This window comes from Pseudomonas extremaustralis (genome assembly GCF_900102035.1).
Taxonomy (GTDB): Bacteria; Pseudomonadota; Gammaproteobacteria; order Pseudomonadales; family Pseudomonadaceae; genus Aquipseudomonas; species Aquipseudomonas extremaustralis.
The window spans coordinates 1970438-1986624 of the sequence record NZ_LT629689.1; the positions used below are offsets into that span (position 1 = coordinate 1970438).

Annotated in this window: 16 protein-coding genes; 3 read left to right on the forward strand and 13 right to left on the reverse strand. The window is 61.5% G+C overall.

The features are described 5' to 3' along the window. Positions 1-61: 61 nt before the first annotated feature. From BLR63_RS09200 to gnd, 3 genes are read right to left on the reverse strand one after another with little or no spacing between them, the layout of a single operon-like run. Entirely contained in the window at positions 62-886 is an 825-nt protein-coding gene (locus BLR63_RS09200) for an HAD family hydrolase (protein WP_010564731.1), read from the reverse strand. Beyond that, positions 883-2406, reverse strand: a complete 1524-nt coding sequence (gene zwf / locus BLR63_RS09205; protein ID WP_010564732.1) for a glucose-6-phosphate dehydrogenase — start codon at positions 2404-2406, stop codon at positions 883-885. Before zwf ends, BLR63_RS09200 begins: the two co-directional genes overlap by 4 nt. Then, positions 2403-3386, reverse strand: coding sequence for a phosphogluconate dehydrogenase (NAD(+)-dependent, decarboxylating) (gene gnd, locus BLR63_RS09210; protein ID WP_010564733.1), 984 nt, complete (start codon positions 3384-3386; stop codon positions 2403-2405). Before gnd ends, zwf begins: the two co-directional genes overlap by 4 nt. A 285-nt stretch (positions 3387-3671) precedes the next feature. On the opposite strand from gnd, the gene BLR63_RS31115 reads away from it, so the two are divergent. Continuing rightward, complete coding sequence (locus tag BLR63_RS31115) at positions 3672-3836, forward strand: DUF6026 family protein (RefSeq protein ID WP_010564734.1); 165 nt, start codon at positions 3672-3674, stop codon at positions 3834-3836. Between the two features lie 163 nt (positions 3837-3999). Continuing rightward, on the forward strand, positions 4000-5757 hold the full coding sequence (locus BLR63_RS09215) for a phosphoethanolamine transferase CptA (RefSeq protein ID WP_042946776.1): 1758 nt from the start codon (positions 4000-4002) through the stop codon (positions 5755-5757). 65 nt (positions 5758-5822) lie between these two features. Here the strand turns inward: BLR63_RS09215 and BLR63_RS09220 are convergent, their stop codons facing one another. The 8 genes from BLR63_RS09220 to BLR63_RS09255 form a co-directional block, all read right to left on the reverse strand. Next, on the reverse strand, positions 5823-6314 hold the full coding sequence (locus tag BLR63_RS09220; protein WP_010564736.1) for a GNAT family N-acetyltransferase: 492 nt from the start codon (positions 6312-6314) through the stop codon (positions 5823-5825). Positions 6315-6483: 169 nt separating this feature from the next. Beyond that, positions 6484-7587 (reverse strand): cell division protein ZapE, encoded by a 1104-nt coding sequence (gene zapE, locus BLR63_RS09225; RefSeq protein ID WP_010564737.1) that lies wholly within the window; start codon positions 7585-7587, stop codon positions 6484-6486. A gap of 106 nt (positions 7588-7693) precedes the next feature. Continuing rightward, positions 7694-10351, reverse strand: a complete 2658-nt coding sequence (gene pepN / locus BLR63_RS09230; protein WP_010564738.1) for an aminopeptidase N — start codon at positions 10349-10351, stop codon at positions 7694-7696. A gap of 13 nt (positions 10352-10364) precedes the next feature. Further along, a complete protein-coding gene (locus tag BLR63_RS09235; RefSeq protein WP_042946778.1) occupies positions 10365-11195 on the reverse strand; it encodes a DUF2797 domain-containing protein in 831 nt (276 codons plus the stop codon). Beyond that, positions 11192-11452: a YeaC family protein gene (locus tag BLR63_RS09240; RefSeq protein ID WP_010564740.1), complete on the reverse strand. Its 261-nt coding sequence runs from the start codon at positions 11450-11452 to the stop codon at positions 11192-11194. Before BLR63_RS09240 ends, BLR63_RS09235 begins: the two co-directional genes overlap by 4 nt. Positions 11453-11464: 12 nt before the next feature. Next, positions 11465-12337, reverse strand: coding sequence for a rhomboid family intramembrane serine protease (locus tag BLR63_RS09245; protein WP_010564741.1), 873 nt, complete (start codon positions 12335-12337; stop codon positions 11465-11467). After that, positions 12334-13305 (reverse strand): metallophosphoesterase, encoded by a 972-nt coding sequence (locus BLR63_RS09250; protein WP_010564742.1) that lies wholly within the window; start codon positions 13303-13305, stop codon positions 12334-12336. Before BLR63_RS09250 ends, BLR63_RS09245 begins: the two co-directional genes overlap by 4 nt. After that, complete coding sequence (locus tag BLR63_RS09255) at positions 13305-14195, reverse strand: NAD(+) kinase (protein WP_003190745.1); 891 nt, start codon at positions 14193-14195, stop codon at positions 13305-13307. The genes BLR63_RS09250 and BLR63_RS09255 overlap by 1 nt, the downstream gene beginning before the upstream one ends. A 145-nt stretch (positions 14196-14340) precedes the next feature. Between BLR63_RS09255 and BLR63_RS09260 the strand changes: the two genes are divergently transcribed. Continuing rightward, positions 14341-15288: a DUF1853 family protein gene (locus BLR63_RS09260; protein ID WP_010564743.1), complete on the forward strand. Its 948-nt coding sequence runs from the start codon at positions 14341-14343 to the stop codon at positions 15286-15288. Between the two features lie 56 nt (positions 15289-15344). On the opposite strand, the gene BLR63_RS31815 is transcribed toward BLR63_RS09260, so the two are convergent. Both BLR63_RS31815 and BLR63_RS09265 read right to left on the reverse strand, forming a co-directional pair. Continuing rightward, positions 15345-15506 carry a hypothetical protein gene (locus BLR63_RS31815; protein ID WP_156791899.1) on the reverse strand — a complete coding sequence of 54 codons (162 nt, stop codon included), beginning with the start codon at positions 15504-15506 and terminating at the stop codon, positions 15345-15347. A 41-nt stretch (positions 15507-15547) separates the two neighbouring features. Continuing rightward, complete coding sequence (locus BLR63_RS09265; protein ID WP_010564744.1) at positions 15548-16183, reverse strand: vWA domain-containing protein; 636 nt, start codon at positions 16181-16183, stop codon at positions 15548-15550. Between the last annotated feature and the right edge of the window lie 4 nt (positions 16184-16187).

Below are 16187 nucleotides of genomic sequence, written 5' to 3' on the forward strand. Positions count from 1 at the left end.
CTGCGCTCATTGCCCGACAATAAAACAATGAGCGCAGGTTCAGCGTTAGAGCGAACGTTTATTATCGCCCCGCAAGAATAAACCGCTCGAAGGCCTCCGCGGCGCCCTCTTCGATATTACTGCCGGTCACTACATTGGCCCGACGCTTGACCGCCTCTTCCGCCTGCCCCATGGCAATCGACAACCCGGCCACCTCGAACATCGCCGGATCATTGCCACCATCGCCAATCGCCACGGTCTGTTCCAACGCAACCCCGAGATGAGCCGCCAGGGTCTTCAAGGCTTCGCCCTTGTTGGCCAGCATCGCCGTCACGTCCAGATACACCGGTTGCGAACGAGACACCTGGGCCAATCCATGGACCCTGGGCTGTAACTGCGCTTCCAGTTGCACCAGCAACTGCGCGTTGTTGCTGGCGGCAACGATTTTGTCGACCCGATCCAGGAACGGCTCAAAACTCTCCACCACCCGCGGCCCATAACCCAACCCATGGGCTTCGCGCGGCTCCATTGGGCCAGGCGCATCACGACGCAACCAGTCGCCGTCGGCAAATACCCACACTTCCACATCCGGCTCGGCCGAGAACAGCGCCAGCGTCACCAGTGCGGCGTCAGCCGGCAGATAGTGGGCAACCAGAATGCTGCCATCCGGATTGAACAGCGTGCCGCCGTTGAAGGCTGCGAGCGGGATATCGATGTCAAAGGTCTCAATCAGGTGCCGCATGGCCCTGGGCGGTCGCCCGCTGGCCAGGCTGAACAGCACGCCAGCTTCACGCAAAGCGCGAACGGCATCGGCGGTGCGCTGGCCAAGGCTGTGATCCGGATGCAGCAACGTGCCGTCCACGTCACTGAGGATAAAACGGATGGGATGAATCGCCGCATCACTCATCCGAGCGAGTGCCAGGCACGGCCATCGCGGGCCAGCAACGCATCGGCGGCAGCCGGCCCGTCTTCACCGGCCTTGTAGGTTTGAATCCCGCCATCGGCCTTCCACGCGTCGAGGAACGGTTGCACCGCCCGCCAGCCGTTCTCGATATTGTCGGCGCGTTGAAACAAGGTCTGGTCGCCGGTCATGCAGTCGTAGATCAGGGTTTCGTAACCTGTCGACGGTTGCATCTCGAAGAAGTCTTCGTAGGCAAAACCCAGCTCGATGTTGGCCACGTCCAGGGTCGGCCCAGGCCGTTTCGCCAGCAGGTCGAACCACATGCCTTCATTGGGCTGGATCTGGATTTTCAGGTGAGTGGGCTTGAGTTCATCGACCTCGGTGTCGCGGAACTGCGCATAGGGCGCCGGCTTGAAGCAGATCACGATCTCGGTGTCGCGAACGCTCATGCGCTTGCCGGTACGCAGGTAGAACGGCACACCGACCCAGCGCCAGTTGTCGATCATCACCTTGAGGGCCACAAAGGTCTCGGTGCCGCTGTCGGCGTCGACGTTGGCTTCTTCGCGGTAGCCGGGCACAGGCTTGCCACCGATTTCGCCGGCGGTGTACTGGCCACGTACCGAGTTGGCCCGCGCATCCTCAGGGGACCAGGGCCGTACCGCGCCGATCACCTTGGCCTTCTCGCCACGCACCGCGTCGGCACCGAACGCCGCCGGCGGTTCCATGGCCACCATCGCCAGCAACTGGAACAGATGGTTGGGCACCATGTCACGCAGGGTGCCGGTTTTCTCGAAGAAATTGCCCCGGGTTTCCACGCCGACGGTTTCGGCGGCGGTGATTTGCACGTGATCGATGTAATGGTTGTTCCAGAAAGCCTCGAACAGCACGTTGGAAAAACGGCTGACCAGGATGTTCTGCACCGTCTCCTTGCCCAGGTAATGGTCGATGCGATAGATCTGCTTCTCGCTCATCACTTTCAGGAGACTGGCGTTCAGCGCCTCAGCGGTGGCGAGGTCAGAGCCAAAAGGCTTTTCGATCACCACGCGACGGAAACTGTGCTCGGTTTCCGTCAGCAGGCCGGCACTGCCCAGGCGCTGCACCACGTCACTGAAGAAACGCGGCGCGGTGGCCAGGTAAAACACTGCGTTGCCGGTGCCACTGTCGGCGATCTTCGTGCCGATGTCGGTGTAGGTGTTGTCGTCGAGGAAATCGCCCTTGACGTAGCTGATGCCGTTGGCCAATTGCGCCCAGAGTTGTGGGTCCAGGGCGTTGTCGGCATTGCCCTTGACCTTGCTGGCCGCCTCAGTGCGAATGAAGTCTTCAAGTTTCTTGGCAAAGTCGGCATCGCTGATGGCGTTGTGATCCACGCCCACGATGCGCAGGCCGGGCCCCAGCAGCCCATCACGACTGAGGTTATACAGCGCTGGCATCAGCAGGCGCTTGACCAGGTCGCCATGGGCGCCAAACAGAAACAATGTGGTGGGTGGAGCGGGTTCGGCCTTGGTTTTCTTGCCGTTGGCGGTCATTTTTTGGAGGTCTCCACGTGACCGCCAAAGCCAAAGCGCATAGCGGACAACATCTTGTCACCGTAGGTGCTCTGCTGGCGCGAACGGAACCGCGCGAACAACGAGGTGGACAGTACCGGCACCGGCACCGCTTGCTCCATCGCCGCTTCGATGGTCCAGCGGCCTTCGCCACTGTCGGCCACGGAGCCGGAATAACCGTCGAGTTTCGGGTCGGTCGCCAAAGCATCGGCGGTCAAGTCCAGCAGCCAGGACGACACCACGCTGCCACGGCGCCAGACTTCGGCGATATCGGCGACGTTGAGGTCGAAGCGTTGGTCTTCGGCGAGGTTTTCCGAATTCTTGGTCTTGAGGATGTCAAAGCCTTCGGCAAACGCCTGCATCATCCCGTACTCGATGCCGTTGTGGATCATCTTGACGAAATGCCCGGAACCCGCAGGGCCAGCGTGGATGTAACCGTGTTCGGCGCGAGGGTCGGCGGCGGCGGAGCGATCCTTGGTGCGCGGAATGTTGCCCAGGCCCGGTGCCAGGCTGGCGAAGATCGGATCGAGACGCTGCACCGTGTCGGCATCGCCACCGATCATCATGCAATAGCCACGCTCCAGGCCCCACACGCCGCCGGACGTACCGACGTCGACATAGTGCAAGCCTTTTTCCGCCAGGGCCTTGGCCCGGCGAACATCGTCCTTATAGTGGGTGTTGCCGCCGTCGATGATCACATCACCGTCTTGCAGCAGTTCACTCAGCTCATTGATCGTGCTTTCAGTAGGGTCGCCTGCCGGCAACATCACCCAGATGGCGCGTGGCTGCTGCAGCCCGGCGACCAGGGCTTTCAAGTCGGCGACGCCGGTGGCGCCCTCCTCGCTCAAGCCTTTGACGAATGCTTCGTTACGGTCGTAAACAACGGTGGTATGCCCATTGAGCATCAGGCGCCGTGCAATATTCCCGCCCATGCGGCCTAGTCCGATAATCCCCAGTTGCATGTGCTGATGCTCCTAACTACAAAAAAATGTGTGACATAGTTTATAGCGCAATGAGGCTAATGAGGGTTAGTCAGGCTCAGATCGGCGTAGTTTCATGCCCAAAAGTTGCCACTGTTTCAGCATCACGGCATAAAAAGTCACACGACCGCCAAAAATAAAAAAGTTCCCTTGCCTATAAAAAGAATTCAGAATTGCCGCCGACTGCTGCCGAGAACCTCGACTCAAGCGTTCCGGCACACCGCGACACACCGGCTATTTGCGAGGTAAGCAATGAGCACTGCACAGATGACCCGTCCGCCACAGACCCTCTACGTCACTCTCCGTCGCGATGAGTTACGCCAGCTGAAAGACGAGCGCGACCAACTGCAGCAGGAAGTCATGCGCCTACGCGCGCATATCCTCCAAGCCCAACTGGATCAGCCCGCCGGTACGCAACCCGCACTCTGCTGAACCCGTTCATCAATTTGTAAGATAACGACTACAGAAATCTCACAAATTTTTCACATCTACCTCCCGATACTCCCGCGCTCGAGGGCCATCCCATACCAGGGAGGCCTGTGCTCGCGTGCAGTTATGCGTGTCGAGCAAATGACTCACCGGGTTGGAGCACTGGATGGCAATGTTCAAACGCAGCACCACGTCTGCGAAAGGTTTTGATTGGGCCGGTCTGGGCTGGCTATTTTTGTTTTTCTGGTATTTCTCCGGCATTACCCAACTGCTGATCCAACTCAGCGGCACCTCTGGCTTCAGTGGCTTTCGCCAAGCGTTCTTCTTGAGTGCCGTGTGGCTCGCGCCCCTGCTGATATTCCCACGCCGTACACGCTTGCTGGCCGCCTTGATCGGCGTGGTGCTGTGGGCCTGTTCCCTGGCGAGCCTGGGTTATTTCTTCATCTACCAGCAGGAATTCTCCCAAAGCGTCATCTTCATCATGTTCGAGTCGAACATCTCGGAAGCCGGGGAATACCTCACCCAATATTTTGCCTGGTGGATCGTACTCGCGTTCATTGCCCACACCGCTGTCGCCATTTTCCTGTGGACCCGGGTGCGTCCGGTGTATTTGCCGCGCGCTCAGGCGCTGGTGGCAGCAACGGCGATCCTGGTAGCGATCATCGGTTACCCGCTGGTCAAGCAGATCGCACGCAGTGACACCCTGGAAGATGCCATCGACCGCTTCGAATCGCGTATCGAGCCGGCCGTGCCTTGGCAGATGATCGTCGGCTACCACCGTTACACCCAACAGCTGGACAACATGCAGGACATGCTCGACAGCGCCAGCCAGATCCCACCCTTGACCAATCTCAAGGACAACATGGCCGGCCAGCCTTCGACCCTGGTGCTGGTCATCGGCGAATCCACCAACCGCCAGCGCATGAGCCTCTATGGCTACCCGCGCAACACCACGCCGGAACTGGACAAGCTGCGCGACCAACTGGCGGTGTTCGACAACGTCATTACTCCACGTCCCTACACCATCGAAGCACTGCAACAGGTGCTGACGTTCGCCGACGAGGAAAACCCGGACCTGTACCTGAAGACGCCATCGGTCGTCAGCATGATGAAACAGGCCGGCTACAAGACCTACTGGATCACCAACCAGCAGACCATGACCAAGCGCAACACCATGCTCACGACCTTTTCCGAACAGGCTGACGAGCAGGTGTACCTGAACAACAACCGTAACCAGAACGCACGCCAGTACGACGGCGACGTGCTGGCGCCGTTCGCCAAGGCGCTGGCTGATCCTGCCGAACGTAAATTCATCGTGGTGCACCTGCTGGGCACCCACATGAGCTACCAGTACCGCTACCCGCCGACATTCGAGAAGTTCACTGATCGCCAGGGCGTGCCCGCCGGGATCAGCGACGATCAACTGCCGATCTACAACAGCTACGACAACGCAGTGCTGTACAACGACTTCGTGGTGTCGAGCCTGATCAAGGACTACGCCAAGACCGACCCCAATGGCTTTCTGCTGTATCTGTCGGACCACGGCGAAGATGTATTCGACTCGGCCGGCCATGCCACCCTGGGGCGCAATGAAGGCAAACCGACAGCGCCGATGTACACCATTCCGTTCATGGCCTATGCCTCGCCGAAATGGCGTGAAAGCCACGACTGGAAATTCGCCAGCGACCTGCAACGGCCTTACAGCAGCTCGCAATTGATCCACACCTGGGCGGATTTGGCCGGGCTGAGTTTCAACGAACTGGACCGCAGCAAAAGCCTGGTGAGCGACAGCTTCATCCCGCGCCCGCTGTTGATCGGCAACCCTTACCAGCGCGCCCAGAAGGCTTTGATCGACTTCAGTTTGATCAAACCGAAGAAGGCCAGCCCGGCCGATGTGGTCCTGCAGGACAAGCCAGCCTTGTAACAGGACGGCAAGGGGTTCCAACATTGAATCGGCGCCATTTCATGGCGCCTTTTTTTCGCCTCTGATTAAAGCGACTTGCTCCAGAACAACATGCGCCCATACGCCGGGTCGAACATCGAATCGTCGAAACCAAACTTGCGGTAGGCCGATTGGGCGACCGCATTGCCTTCAAGCACCTCCAGGGTAATCTTGCAGCAGCCACGCTGCCGGGCAATTTCCTCGACCTTCTGCAGCATTTTCTGACTCAGCCCCAGGCCACGAAACGGATTCATCACCACCACATCATGGACATTGACCAGGGGGCGGCAGGCAAACGTGGAAAAGCCTTCAAAACAGTTCACCAGCCCCGCCGGCTCACCGCCGACGAATGCCAGCACGCTGAAAGCATGAGGACGCTTGGCCAGTTCGGCCGGCAGTTGCTCCAGGAGATCGGCCGGCAGGCTGTGGCCTCCTCCCATGGGGTCTTGGGCGTAATGGTTGAGCACGCGGCCAATGGCTTCGGCGTGCACAGGGTTGCTGTAGCTGGCTTGCAGCACCAGGATATCTGGGTTGTCCATGTCCTTCCTCAATCACGACAAGGGAGTCGGTTCCCTTTGGGGGGGACGATTGTAAGCGTGGCCTCGGCAGCAGATGAAGGAGATTACCGACAAATAGCCGCCTGAAAACGCGAAGGTTGCGCCGCTAAAAAGCCGCGAATGCGCAATCCAGAGTTTTTTCCTACACGTCTTAGCCAAAGCGCTGCAGTTGCATTTCCTGCAACCGGCTGAGGGTGCGACGAAAAGGAAAAGCCAGGTAACCCTCGGTATACAGCTGCGTCAGCGGCACCTGGGCGTCGATGAATAACGGCACCTTACGGTCGTAGCATTCGTCCACCAAGGCGATGAAGCGACGGACGCTGTCGTCGTGCACCGACAGTTGCGGCAGCTCGCGATCACCGGCCACCACGCGCTCGGCGCCGTCCTCAGTGCCGCGGGCGATGTGGCCCGGGCGTTGTTGCGCACTCAGGTTGGGGACCTCGCCCAGCAGAATCGCTTTGAAGCGATCACACAGCAGCATGAAATCCATCGCCGACAGCGGTTGTTCGCACAGGTCGGCATAGCGGCACCAGAGCACGCTGTCACTGGACCGCACCGCAGCGATAGACCGATGCCCCACACTGACCGGCCCGCTGCTCACCACCTGCCCTTCGCTCAATTGCTGGAACACACTGGCCAGCGCCTCGGGCTGATTGACCCAATAGCGCTGCTGGCCCACGCCTGGGTGCAGACGATGGTCCTCGCCGCCGTCCACCGCCACCACCTGCATGTGCTGCCGGATCGCCGCGATGCCCGGCAGGAATCGCTCACGGTTGAAGCCATCGGCGTACAACTGCTCGGGCGGCTGGTTGGAGGTGCACACCATCACCACCCCCTCCTCGAACATCACTTGGAACAGACGGCCGAGAATGATCGCGTCACCGATGTCATTGACGAACAATTCGTCGAAGCACAGCACCCGCACTTCCCGGCTCAGCTCACGCGCCAGCGCCTGCAACGGGTCCGGGATGCCGGTGAGCTGGAACAAGCGCTGGTGCACCCAGCCCATGAAATGATGGAAGTGCTGACGCCGGGCAGGCACCCGCAGGCTTTGGTAGAACTGGTCCATCAGCCAGGTCTTGCCGCGCCCCACCGGCCCCCACAGGTAAACACCGGTGATCGGCGAATGGCCTTGATGCAGGGCTTCATGGCAGGCTTGCAAAGCATCCACCGCGCGGCGCTGGGCGTCGTCGGCGACGAACCCCTGCTGGGCGATGGCGTGCTGGTAGGCGGTGAGAGGCGAGTCGAACTTCATGTGTGCGCGTATGACCTACAGGAAAATGTCCAATTGCAAAATCGTCAGCTGAAAAAAACGGCGCACTGTGATCCAACAGCGCGCCGTTTTTTTTCAACGGTGCAATTTAAGCAAGGCTCTTACTGACCACCTCGAACACATCGCTCGACAGCTCGCCGGAAGCACGAATGCGCTCCAGCTCCGCCTTCATCAGCGCCTGGCGCGCGCTGTCGTATTTACGCCAGCGCGTCAGCGGCGCCAATTGGCGCGAAGCGATTTGCGGGTTGAAGCCGTTGAGCTGGATCACCAGGTCGGCCAGGAAGCGATAGCCCGAACCGTCCGCCGCGTGGAAGTTGATGAGGTTCTGCCCGGCAAACGCGCCGATCAGCGCCCGCACCTTGTTCGGGTTCTTGAGGTTGAACGCCGGGTGCTCCATCAACGCCTTGACCCGCGCCAGCCCGCCCGGCAGGGGGCTGCCGGCCTGCACGCTGAACCACTGGTCCATGACCAGTGGGTTGTCCTTGAAGGTTTCGGCAAACACCGCCAGCGCCTGGGCTTTTTGCGCCTCGAATGGCGAGTTCACCAGCACCGCCAGCGCGGTGAGGCGTTCGGTCATGTTGTCGCTGGTGTCGAACTGGTCCAGCGTCGCCGCCAGCACTTCGGGCTTGCCGCTGAGCATCAGGTACGACAGCGCAATGTTCTGCAAGGCACGACGGGCGAAGTGCTCGGCCGCGGCGACATAAGGTGTGCGCTTGGACAGCTCGCGATTGGCCTGGTAACGCGACCACAAGCCTTCGAACAGCTTGTCGGCCAGTTGCTGGCGCGCGAACTCGCGAGCGACGTGGATAGCCTCCACATCGGCGACGTCGCTGATTTCAGTGAGGTAGGCTTCGCCGGGCAATGAGAGCATTTCCGCGACCATCGCCTGATCCAGACTTTCGTCGTTCAATACCGTGCGCAAGGCGTCGATCAGGCGCTGATCCAGCTTCAGCGGCTGACCCGCCTGATGCTGGCCGATCAGTTCCTGCAACACCTGCACCGACAACTGCTGGCCGGCATCCCAGCGATTGAAGCCGTCGCTGTCGTGCTGCATCAGGAACATCAACTGGTCGCGGGTGTACGGGAAGCTCAGCTTCACCGGCGCCGAGAAGCCACGCAGCAGCGACGGCAACGGCTGCTCAGCAATATCGAGGAAGGTGAAGGTCTGTTCGGCTTCGGTCACGGAGATCACGCGGGACGTGGCGCCGGCCGTTGCCTCACCCGCCAGGCGCAAGGCGATGGCGGCGCCCTTCGCGTCCAGCAGGCCCAACTCCACCGGAATCACGAACGGCAGTTTTTCCACCTTGTCCGGGGTGGCCGGGCAGCTCTGGCGGAAGGTCAGGCTGTAGGTTTTGGCTGCGGCGTCGTAGGACTCGCTCACCGCCAGGCGCGGCGTACCGGCCTGGCTGTACCAGCGTTTGAACTGGGTCAGGTCGACGCCGTTGGCATCTTCCATGGCCTTGATGAAGTCGTCGCAGGTCACGGCCTGGCCGTCATGGCGCTCGAAGTACAAGTCGCTGCCTTTGCGGAAGCCTCCGGCACCGAGCAAAGTATGGATCATGCCGACTACTTCCGAGCCCTTTTCGTACACGGTCAGGGTGTAGAAGTTGGAGATCTCGATAAAGCTGTCCGGGCGCACGGCGTGGGCCATGGGGCCGGCGTCTTCGGCGAACTGGTGGGTGCGCAGGTAAGCCACGTCCTGGATGCGCTTGACCGTGGCGGAGTTCATGTCGGCGGAGAAGCACGAGTCACGGAACACCGTGAAGCCTTCCTTGAGCGACAGTTGGAACCAGTCGCGGCAGGTCACGCGGTTGCCCGACCAGTTGTGGAAGTATTCGTGGGCAACGATGGCTTCGACCCGCTGGTGCGCGGCATCGGTGGCGGTTTCGGCACGGGCCAGCACGGCGCTGGAGTTGAAGATATTGAGGCCCTTGTTCTCCATGGCGCCCATGTTGAAGTCGTTGACCGCGACGATCATAAAAATGTCGAGGTCGTATTCGCGGCCGTAGGTTTCTTCGTCCCAGCGCATGGATTTCTTCAGGCTGGTCATGGCGTGCTGGCACTTGTCGATATTTTCCGGCTCGACATAGATACGCAGCGCCACGGTGCGGTTGGTCAGGGTGGTGAAGCTGTCTTCGACACACCACAAGTCACCGGCCACCAGCGCGAACAGGTACGCCGGTTTCTTGAACGGGTCTTCCCAGGTCGCCCAGTGGCGACCGTCTTCGCCCGGCCCGCTGGCGATGGGGTTGCCGTTGGAAAGCAGCACCGGGTAGCTGTGCTGTTCGGCAATCACCGTGGTGGTAAAGGTGCTCATCACGTCCGGGCGGTCGAGGTAATAGGTGATCTTGCGGAAACCTTCGGCCTCGCACTGGGTGCAGAACATGCCGCTGGATTTGTACAGGCCTTCCAGGGCGGTGTTGGTTTCCGGGTGGATGCGCACGCTGGTGTCGACCGTGAACGTTTCGCTGGTCGGGTGCAGGGTCAGGTGGCTGTCGGTCAACTGGTAGTCAGCCGCCGTCAGTTCCCGCTCGCCCAGGTTGACGCTCAGCAGTTCAAGCTGCTGGCCATCGAGTACCAACGGCGGCAAGCCGGCGCCGCGCTCGGGGTTGCGGCGCATCACCAGCTGCACGTGGACCAGGCTGTGGTCCTCGAACAACTCGAAGGTCAGGTGTGTCTCGTCGATCAGGTAGTCCGGCGCCTGATAGTCCTTCAGGTAAATCATCTTCGGTTGTTCGGTGCGCATGGGTGGCATCCTTCTACTGATGCACGGCGAGCTGGTAGGCCGTGTACTTGCGAATATTGATAACGCCGGTATCGAAGATCAGGTACTGGCCCTTGATCCCCAGCAGCGTGCCTTCGGCAATCGGGTTCTTGTCCAGATTGAAGCTGACGATCTTGGTCGGATACTGCTCGACCGGGTAGCGGATTTCGATCGGCTCGATGTCGGAAACGGTTTGGATGGCTTGCAGGCCAAAGCGTTCCTGCAACGTCACCAGGCCTTCGGCGCAGGCGGCGAACAGCTCGTCGCGGACTTGCTTGAGGTCGACCGCTTGCGCATCGCCCTTGAGCAAGGCGCGCCAGTTGGTCTTGTCGGCCACCTGGCTGCGGAACAGGTCTTCGACGAAACCGGACTGCTGGCGCGTGGACACCCGCACGATCGGCAGCGCCTGGCTCGCGCCCTGGTCCAGCCAACGGGTCGGCAGTTGGGTGGCGCGGGTGATGCCGACCTTGATCCCTGACGAATTGGCCAGGTACACCACATGGTCGGTCATGCAGAACTGCTCGCCCCAGCCCGGCTCACGGCAGGTGCCGGCGTCGTAATGGCAACGCTCGGGGCTCATGATGCACAGGTCGCACTGGGCCAGTTTGGTCATGCACGGGTAGCAATAGCCCTGGCTGAAACTGGTCTTGGTCTTGCGCCCGCAATGGCTGCAATGAATGGCCCCGAGGTACTCCAGGCGTATATGGGTGCCGATCAGCGGGTTGACCGGCACCTCGGTGTCGCCCAGGCGAAACGCGTATTGAACGGTCGGCTCACCGAGTTGCGCCGACATCTTGCTGACTGCACCGCGACCGATTTCGATCAATGGAGCGCATCCGACTTGAACAGGATGTTCGGCACCGTGGTCGACTTCGAATGACATTCCTGCGCGCCCATGTAGCCGGTGCGCTGGTCTTCGGGCAGGTTCTGGATTTCCCAGGCGATCATCGCTTGCAACGACAATTCGCGCTGCTCGGCGGTGAGTTTGCGCCCATCGGCCCACTTACCGATTTCCACGGCGAGTTTGAGGCTCTCGTAGATGTCCGGCGTGATGTTTTCGATCATTTCTGCAAAAGAGGACATGGCGACTCTTCCTTAATAAATAGACGTTTTGCGGCGGTTATAGAGACCGCCGAGCAAACCGGTCAGGCAACCGATGACCAGGCCACCCACATGGGCTGCGTTGGCGATTTCGCCGAAGCCGATCATCGAGACCAGCCCCGACAGGCACAGCACCAGCCACACCAGCATCATCGCCAGCACCCCACGGGGCAGACGATAGGCGGGGTTGGGCGAAAGTAACTGAAAGATCCAGCAATGCCCGAGCAGGCCATACAACACGCCGGACAACCCGCCAAACAGGCCCGGGCCGCCATAAGCGTATTGCGCGTAGTTGGAGACCAGGCTGAACAACAGGGTCAGGCCCAGCAGGTTGATGCCGCCCTGGCGCGCTTCGATGCGCCGGCCCAGCTCCCAGTACCACATGCCGTTCATGGCCAGGTGCAGGATGCCGAAGTGGATCAGCATCGGCGTAACCAACCGCCACCACTGTCCCGAGGCCAAGGTATCGGCCAAAGGCGTGAACTGGATGTAATCACCCATCACCCGGAACGGCAAGAAGGTCAGCCAACTCATGGCTTGCAGGTTTTCGCCGAGCAACGTCACCGCACCGACGATCAGGCTCGCCAGCAACACCAGCGCCGTCACCGGGCTACGGCGCACTTGCTGGATAAAGCTGGGGCGCGAAACGGGCGCCTGTTCGGGAATATCCAGTTGCTGGTCCGGGTCACCGGCGGGAAAGCGTTCATACAACACGCGCACGTCGTCGCTGATGGTCTCGGGCACCCACAACACCTGCTCGCCGGCTTCTTCACTGACGCGATGGGGCACCTGCATGCGCTGCAACAGTTTGACGAAACCGCCCAGGTCGACGCTCAGGGGCAAGCGCAATACGGGCACGGCACTCATGTGATCACCTCGGGCCGCTCAACGTCGACCCATACGAATTTATGCGGATCGAGGCGGGTTTCCTGATCCAGTCGATACGCCACCAGCTTGCCGTACAGCACCGCGCTGTAATCCAGGCAGGCCAGGTTCGAACGGATCGGCGCCGGTTTGCCGCTGCGCCAGTAATGCCCAACGAACAGCACAGGCTCATCGACGCCATAGCGCAGCAGGGAGTTCTTCTCGGAAGACGACAACGGCGTGCGCGCCACCGGCTCCGGCAAGGCGTCGGGCTGGAACACGATGTCGCCGTAGGTTTTCGGGTCTTCTTCCCAGAACTTGGTGCGGAAGAACGAACGTGTCAGGCCATCGCCACCGGTCAAGGTCAAACCGTCCGGCAGGCGCATATCGGTGCCGCGCAGCAGGCGGTCGAAGGCGTTGCAGGCGAAGCTGCCGGGTACGGCGGCGGCCTGGAGGAAATGCTGATCGATGCAGCCATCGGGGAACGTCGCGCGCAGCGGCTGGATAAACCCATCGTCCCAGCACGCATGCACCACGCGGAAACGTCCGGCGTCGACGAACAGCGGCATGTCGTAGAACCAGCCGAGGAAGTCGTGCCAGTCGCCGGGGTGATGCTCGAACTGGGTCAGGGTCTCGTGGATCAAGCGCTCGTGCCGCGGCGTGTGTTCGCGCACGAACTGCTTGCCGCTGCCCGGCGGCGCGGGCGTGGCCCAGCCCAGGGCGTTGAACTCATGGTTACCCATGATGCACAGCGCCTGCCCGGCCTCGGCCATGTCATGGACGATATGCAGCGCCTCGCGAATGCGTGGGCCACGGTCGATGAGATCGCCCAGGAACACCGCCATGCGCGAGGGATGGCGCCAGGTGCCAGCGTGCTTGTGGTAGCCCAACAGGTCGAGCAGGTGCTCAAGGGTGTGGGCACAACCGTGCACGTCACCAATCAGGTCGTAGCTACGCGTGGGATCGAGCATCAGTCGCCTCCACCCCCCAAGCGGCTGCCCCAGCCCAACTTGGTGCGGCACACTTCATAGTAGTTGTGGTCCAGCGGATGGATCAGCCGCAGCTTCTGCGCCTTTTTGCTTACGGTGATGGTGTCACCGGGGGCGCAGGTGAAATGGTTCTGCCCATCACAGGAGACTTGCGGGTAGATCTGCATGTCTTTGGATACCACGATTTTCAGCTCACTGTTGCCATCGACCACAATCGGCCGGCTGGACAACATATGGGGGTACATCGGCACAATCACAATGGCATCCAGCTTGGGGTGCATGATCGGGCCGCCGGCCGACAGCGCATACGCCGTGGAACCGGTGGGCGTGGCGACGATCAGGCCGTCGGCCTTCTGGCTGCACACGAACTGGCCGTCGATATACAGCTCGAACTCGATCATGCGCGTGGATTTGCCAGGGTGCAGCACCACATCATTGAGCGCATCGCCCTGGCCGATGGCTTCGCCGTGGCGACGCACTTCGGCCTGCAGCAGGAAGCGGTTTTCCACCAGGTAATGGCCGTCGAGGACCTTGGCCACTTCGACTTCCAGCTCATCGGGACGGATATCGGTGAGGAAACCCAGGCTGCCACGGTTGATCCCCAGCACCGGCACGTTATGCCGCGCCAGGGCCCGCGCCGCGCCCAGCAGGCTGCCATCGCCGCCGACCACGATGACCATGTCGCAGACTTCGCCGAGCATTTTTCGCGACGAGGTCTGCAAGCCGTGGCCGGGGAGGATTTCGGCGATGGTGTCTTCGAGGATCACATGCAGGTGGCGTTCCAGCAGGAATTTTTTCAGCCGGCGGACGGTGTCCAGCACCTGGGTACTGCCCAGGCGACCGATAATGCCGATATTGCGAAAGTGCTCCATGGGGCTCCTGCGGGATTGGGGGTGTGGCAAAGAACGACGATTATGGGCGAAAGGCTGCGCCAGGCAAAATCCTTTGTCGCCGCAAGGCCTGGATGACAACAGTTCTCAGCCCCCCGCACACGACGTAAAAGGCTATGCTCGGACCATGACTCTGTTCCCTGACCTGTTCGCCCTGCCCCGCCAATTGCGTCACCCAGAGGTGCGCGACCTGGCGTGGGTGATGCTCGCCCCGCCGATGCTGGCACAAACGCCCTGGCCACAGCGTCATCCGCTGGCCGGTAGCGATTGGGTGCAGGCGCCCCATCTTCTCGAACACTGGTTGCGCGCACTCGATCGCGACAGCAGCGCCCTGCAGCTTTGGCTGAGCCAATCGCGCACCCGCCGCCTGGGTCTGTATTACGAACGTCTGTGGCAGTTCGCCGTGCGACATGCGCCGGGCGTGGAATTGCTCGCCGCCAACCTGCCGATCCGCCGCGCCGGGCATACCCTGGGCGAACTGGACATGCTGCTGCGTGACCGCGATGGCGTGCACCACCTGGAACTGGCGATCAAACTCTACCTGGGTCCGCAGGACGGCAACGGCCGGGACACCGCGCAGTGGCTGGGCCCTGGTTGTCACGACCGCCTGGACCGCAAGCTGACACACCTGGCCCAGCACCAACTGCCGATCTCGGCGCGACCGGAAAGCCGCGAAGCGCTGGCCGCCCTGGATATCCAGCAATTCGATGCGCATTTGTGGCTCGGCGGGTACCTGCTCTATCCCTGGCCGGGCCAGTCCGAATCGCCTTTTGGCGCTCATCCGCAGCATTTGCGCGGACGCTGGCTGCATCAGCGGGATTGGCGCGACTTCGTCAGCGCCAGCGCCCCCGGCCGCTGGCAGCCCCTGCCCCGCCATGCATGGCTGGCGCCGGCGCATTACCTGACGGACGAGGTGTGGAGCGAGGAACAGATGCAGGGATGGCTGGCCGACCTGGAACCGATGGCGCCCGCGCAGTTACTGGTGCGGCTGGTCCAGAACGGTGAAGACTGGGAAGAAGCCGAGCGGCTCTTCCTCGTCGCCGACCTCTGGCCCAACGTCCCCGGAACCGTGTAGGAGCGAACTCACTCGCGAAAAACCCGAGAGCGCCACATTTATCCAGCATGACCGCGTTATCGTTGACGATCTTCGCGAGCAAGAAGGGGGGCGGCGCGCCAGGCTTGCAGGCAATGCCAGGTACCGGCTGTTGTAGGAGCGAGCTTGCTCGCGAAAAACCCGAGAGCGCCGCATTTTTCCAGCATGACCGCGTTATCGTTGACGATCTTCGCGAGCAAGCTCGCTCCTACAAGGGGGGCTGGCGCGCCAGGTACCGCGTCTACAGGGTGTCGATGTGTCGATAATCCAGCTGCAAGCCGGTCGCCAGCGCCTGGGCCCGACCCAGCCTGATCGGACCGCGCTCGATGTCTATCAGCAACCCCGGACACGCCAGCGCCGGCAGCCCGGCGATATCCTTGAGCCGCCCATCCGTAATCACCAGCAATCGCTGCTGCTCGGCCGGATAACGCTTGCGTCGCGCCGCCAGCCATTGCCCGGCCTCGGTCAGCGCCGCCAGCAATGGCGTGCCACCGCCCGCCCCTAACGACGCGAGCCAGCGCGCCAGGCTTTGCGCCGCTTTCAGCCCTTGCACCTGCCACTTGGGCGATTGCCCGCTGGCGGTCAGTAGCGCCATGCGCGCGCGTTGCCGATAGGCGTCATCGAACAGTTGCGCGAGTAAGCCTTTGGCATCGCTCAACGCCTGATGCCGCCGGGTGGAAGCCGACGCGTCGACGATCACCAGCCACAATTCATGGACCGCGCGGCTGCGCAAGTGGTAACGCAGGTCTTCACGGGATTGCGGTCGGCCACCGAGCAAGGTGCCCGGCCAGTTGATCGCACCCTGCTGCGCGCTGCGAGCCTTACCGTGTCTGCCGTGGTCCAGTCGCCCCGCCGTGGGCCGTGCATCCGCCCCCATGTCA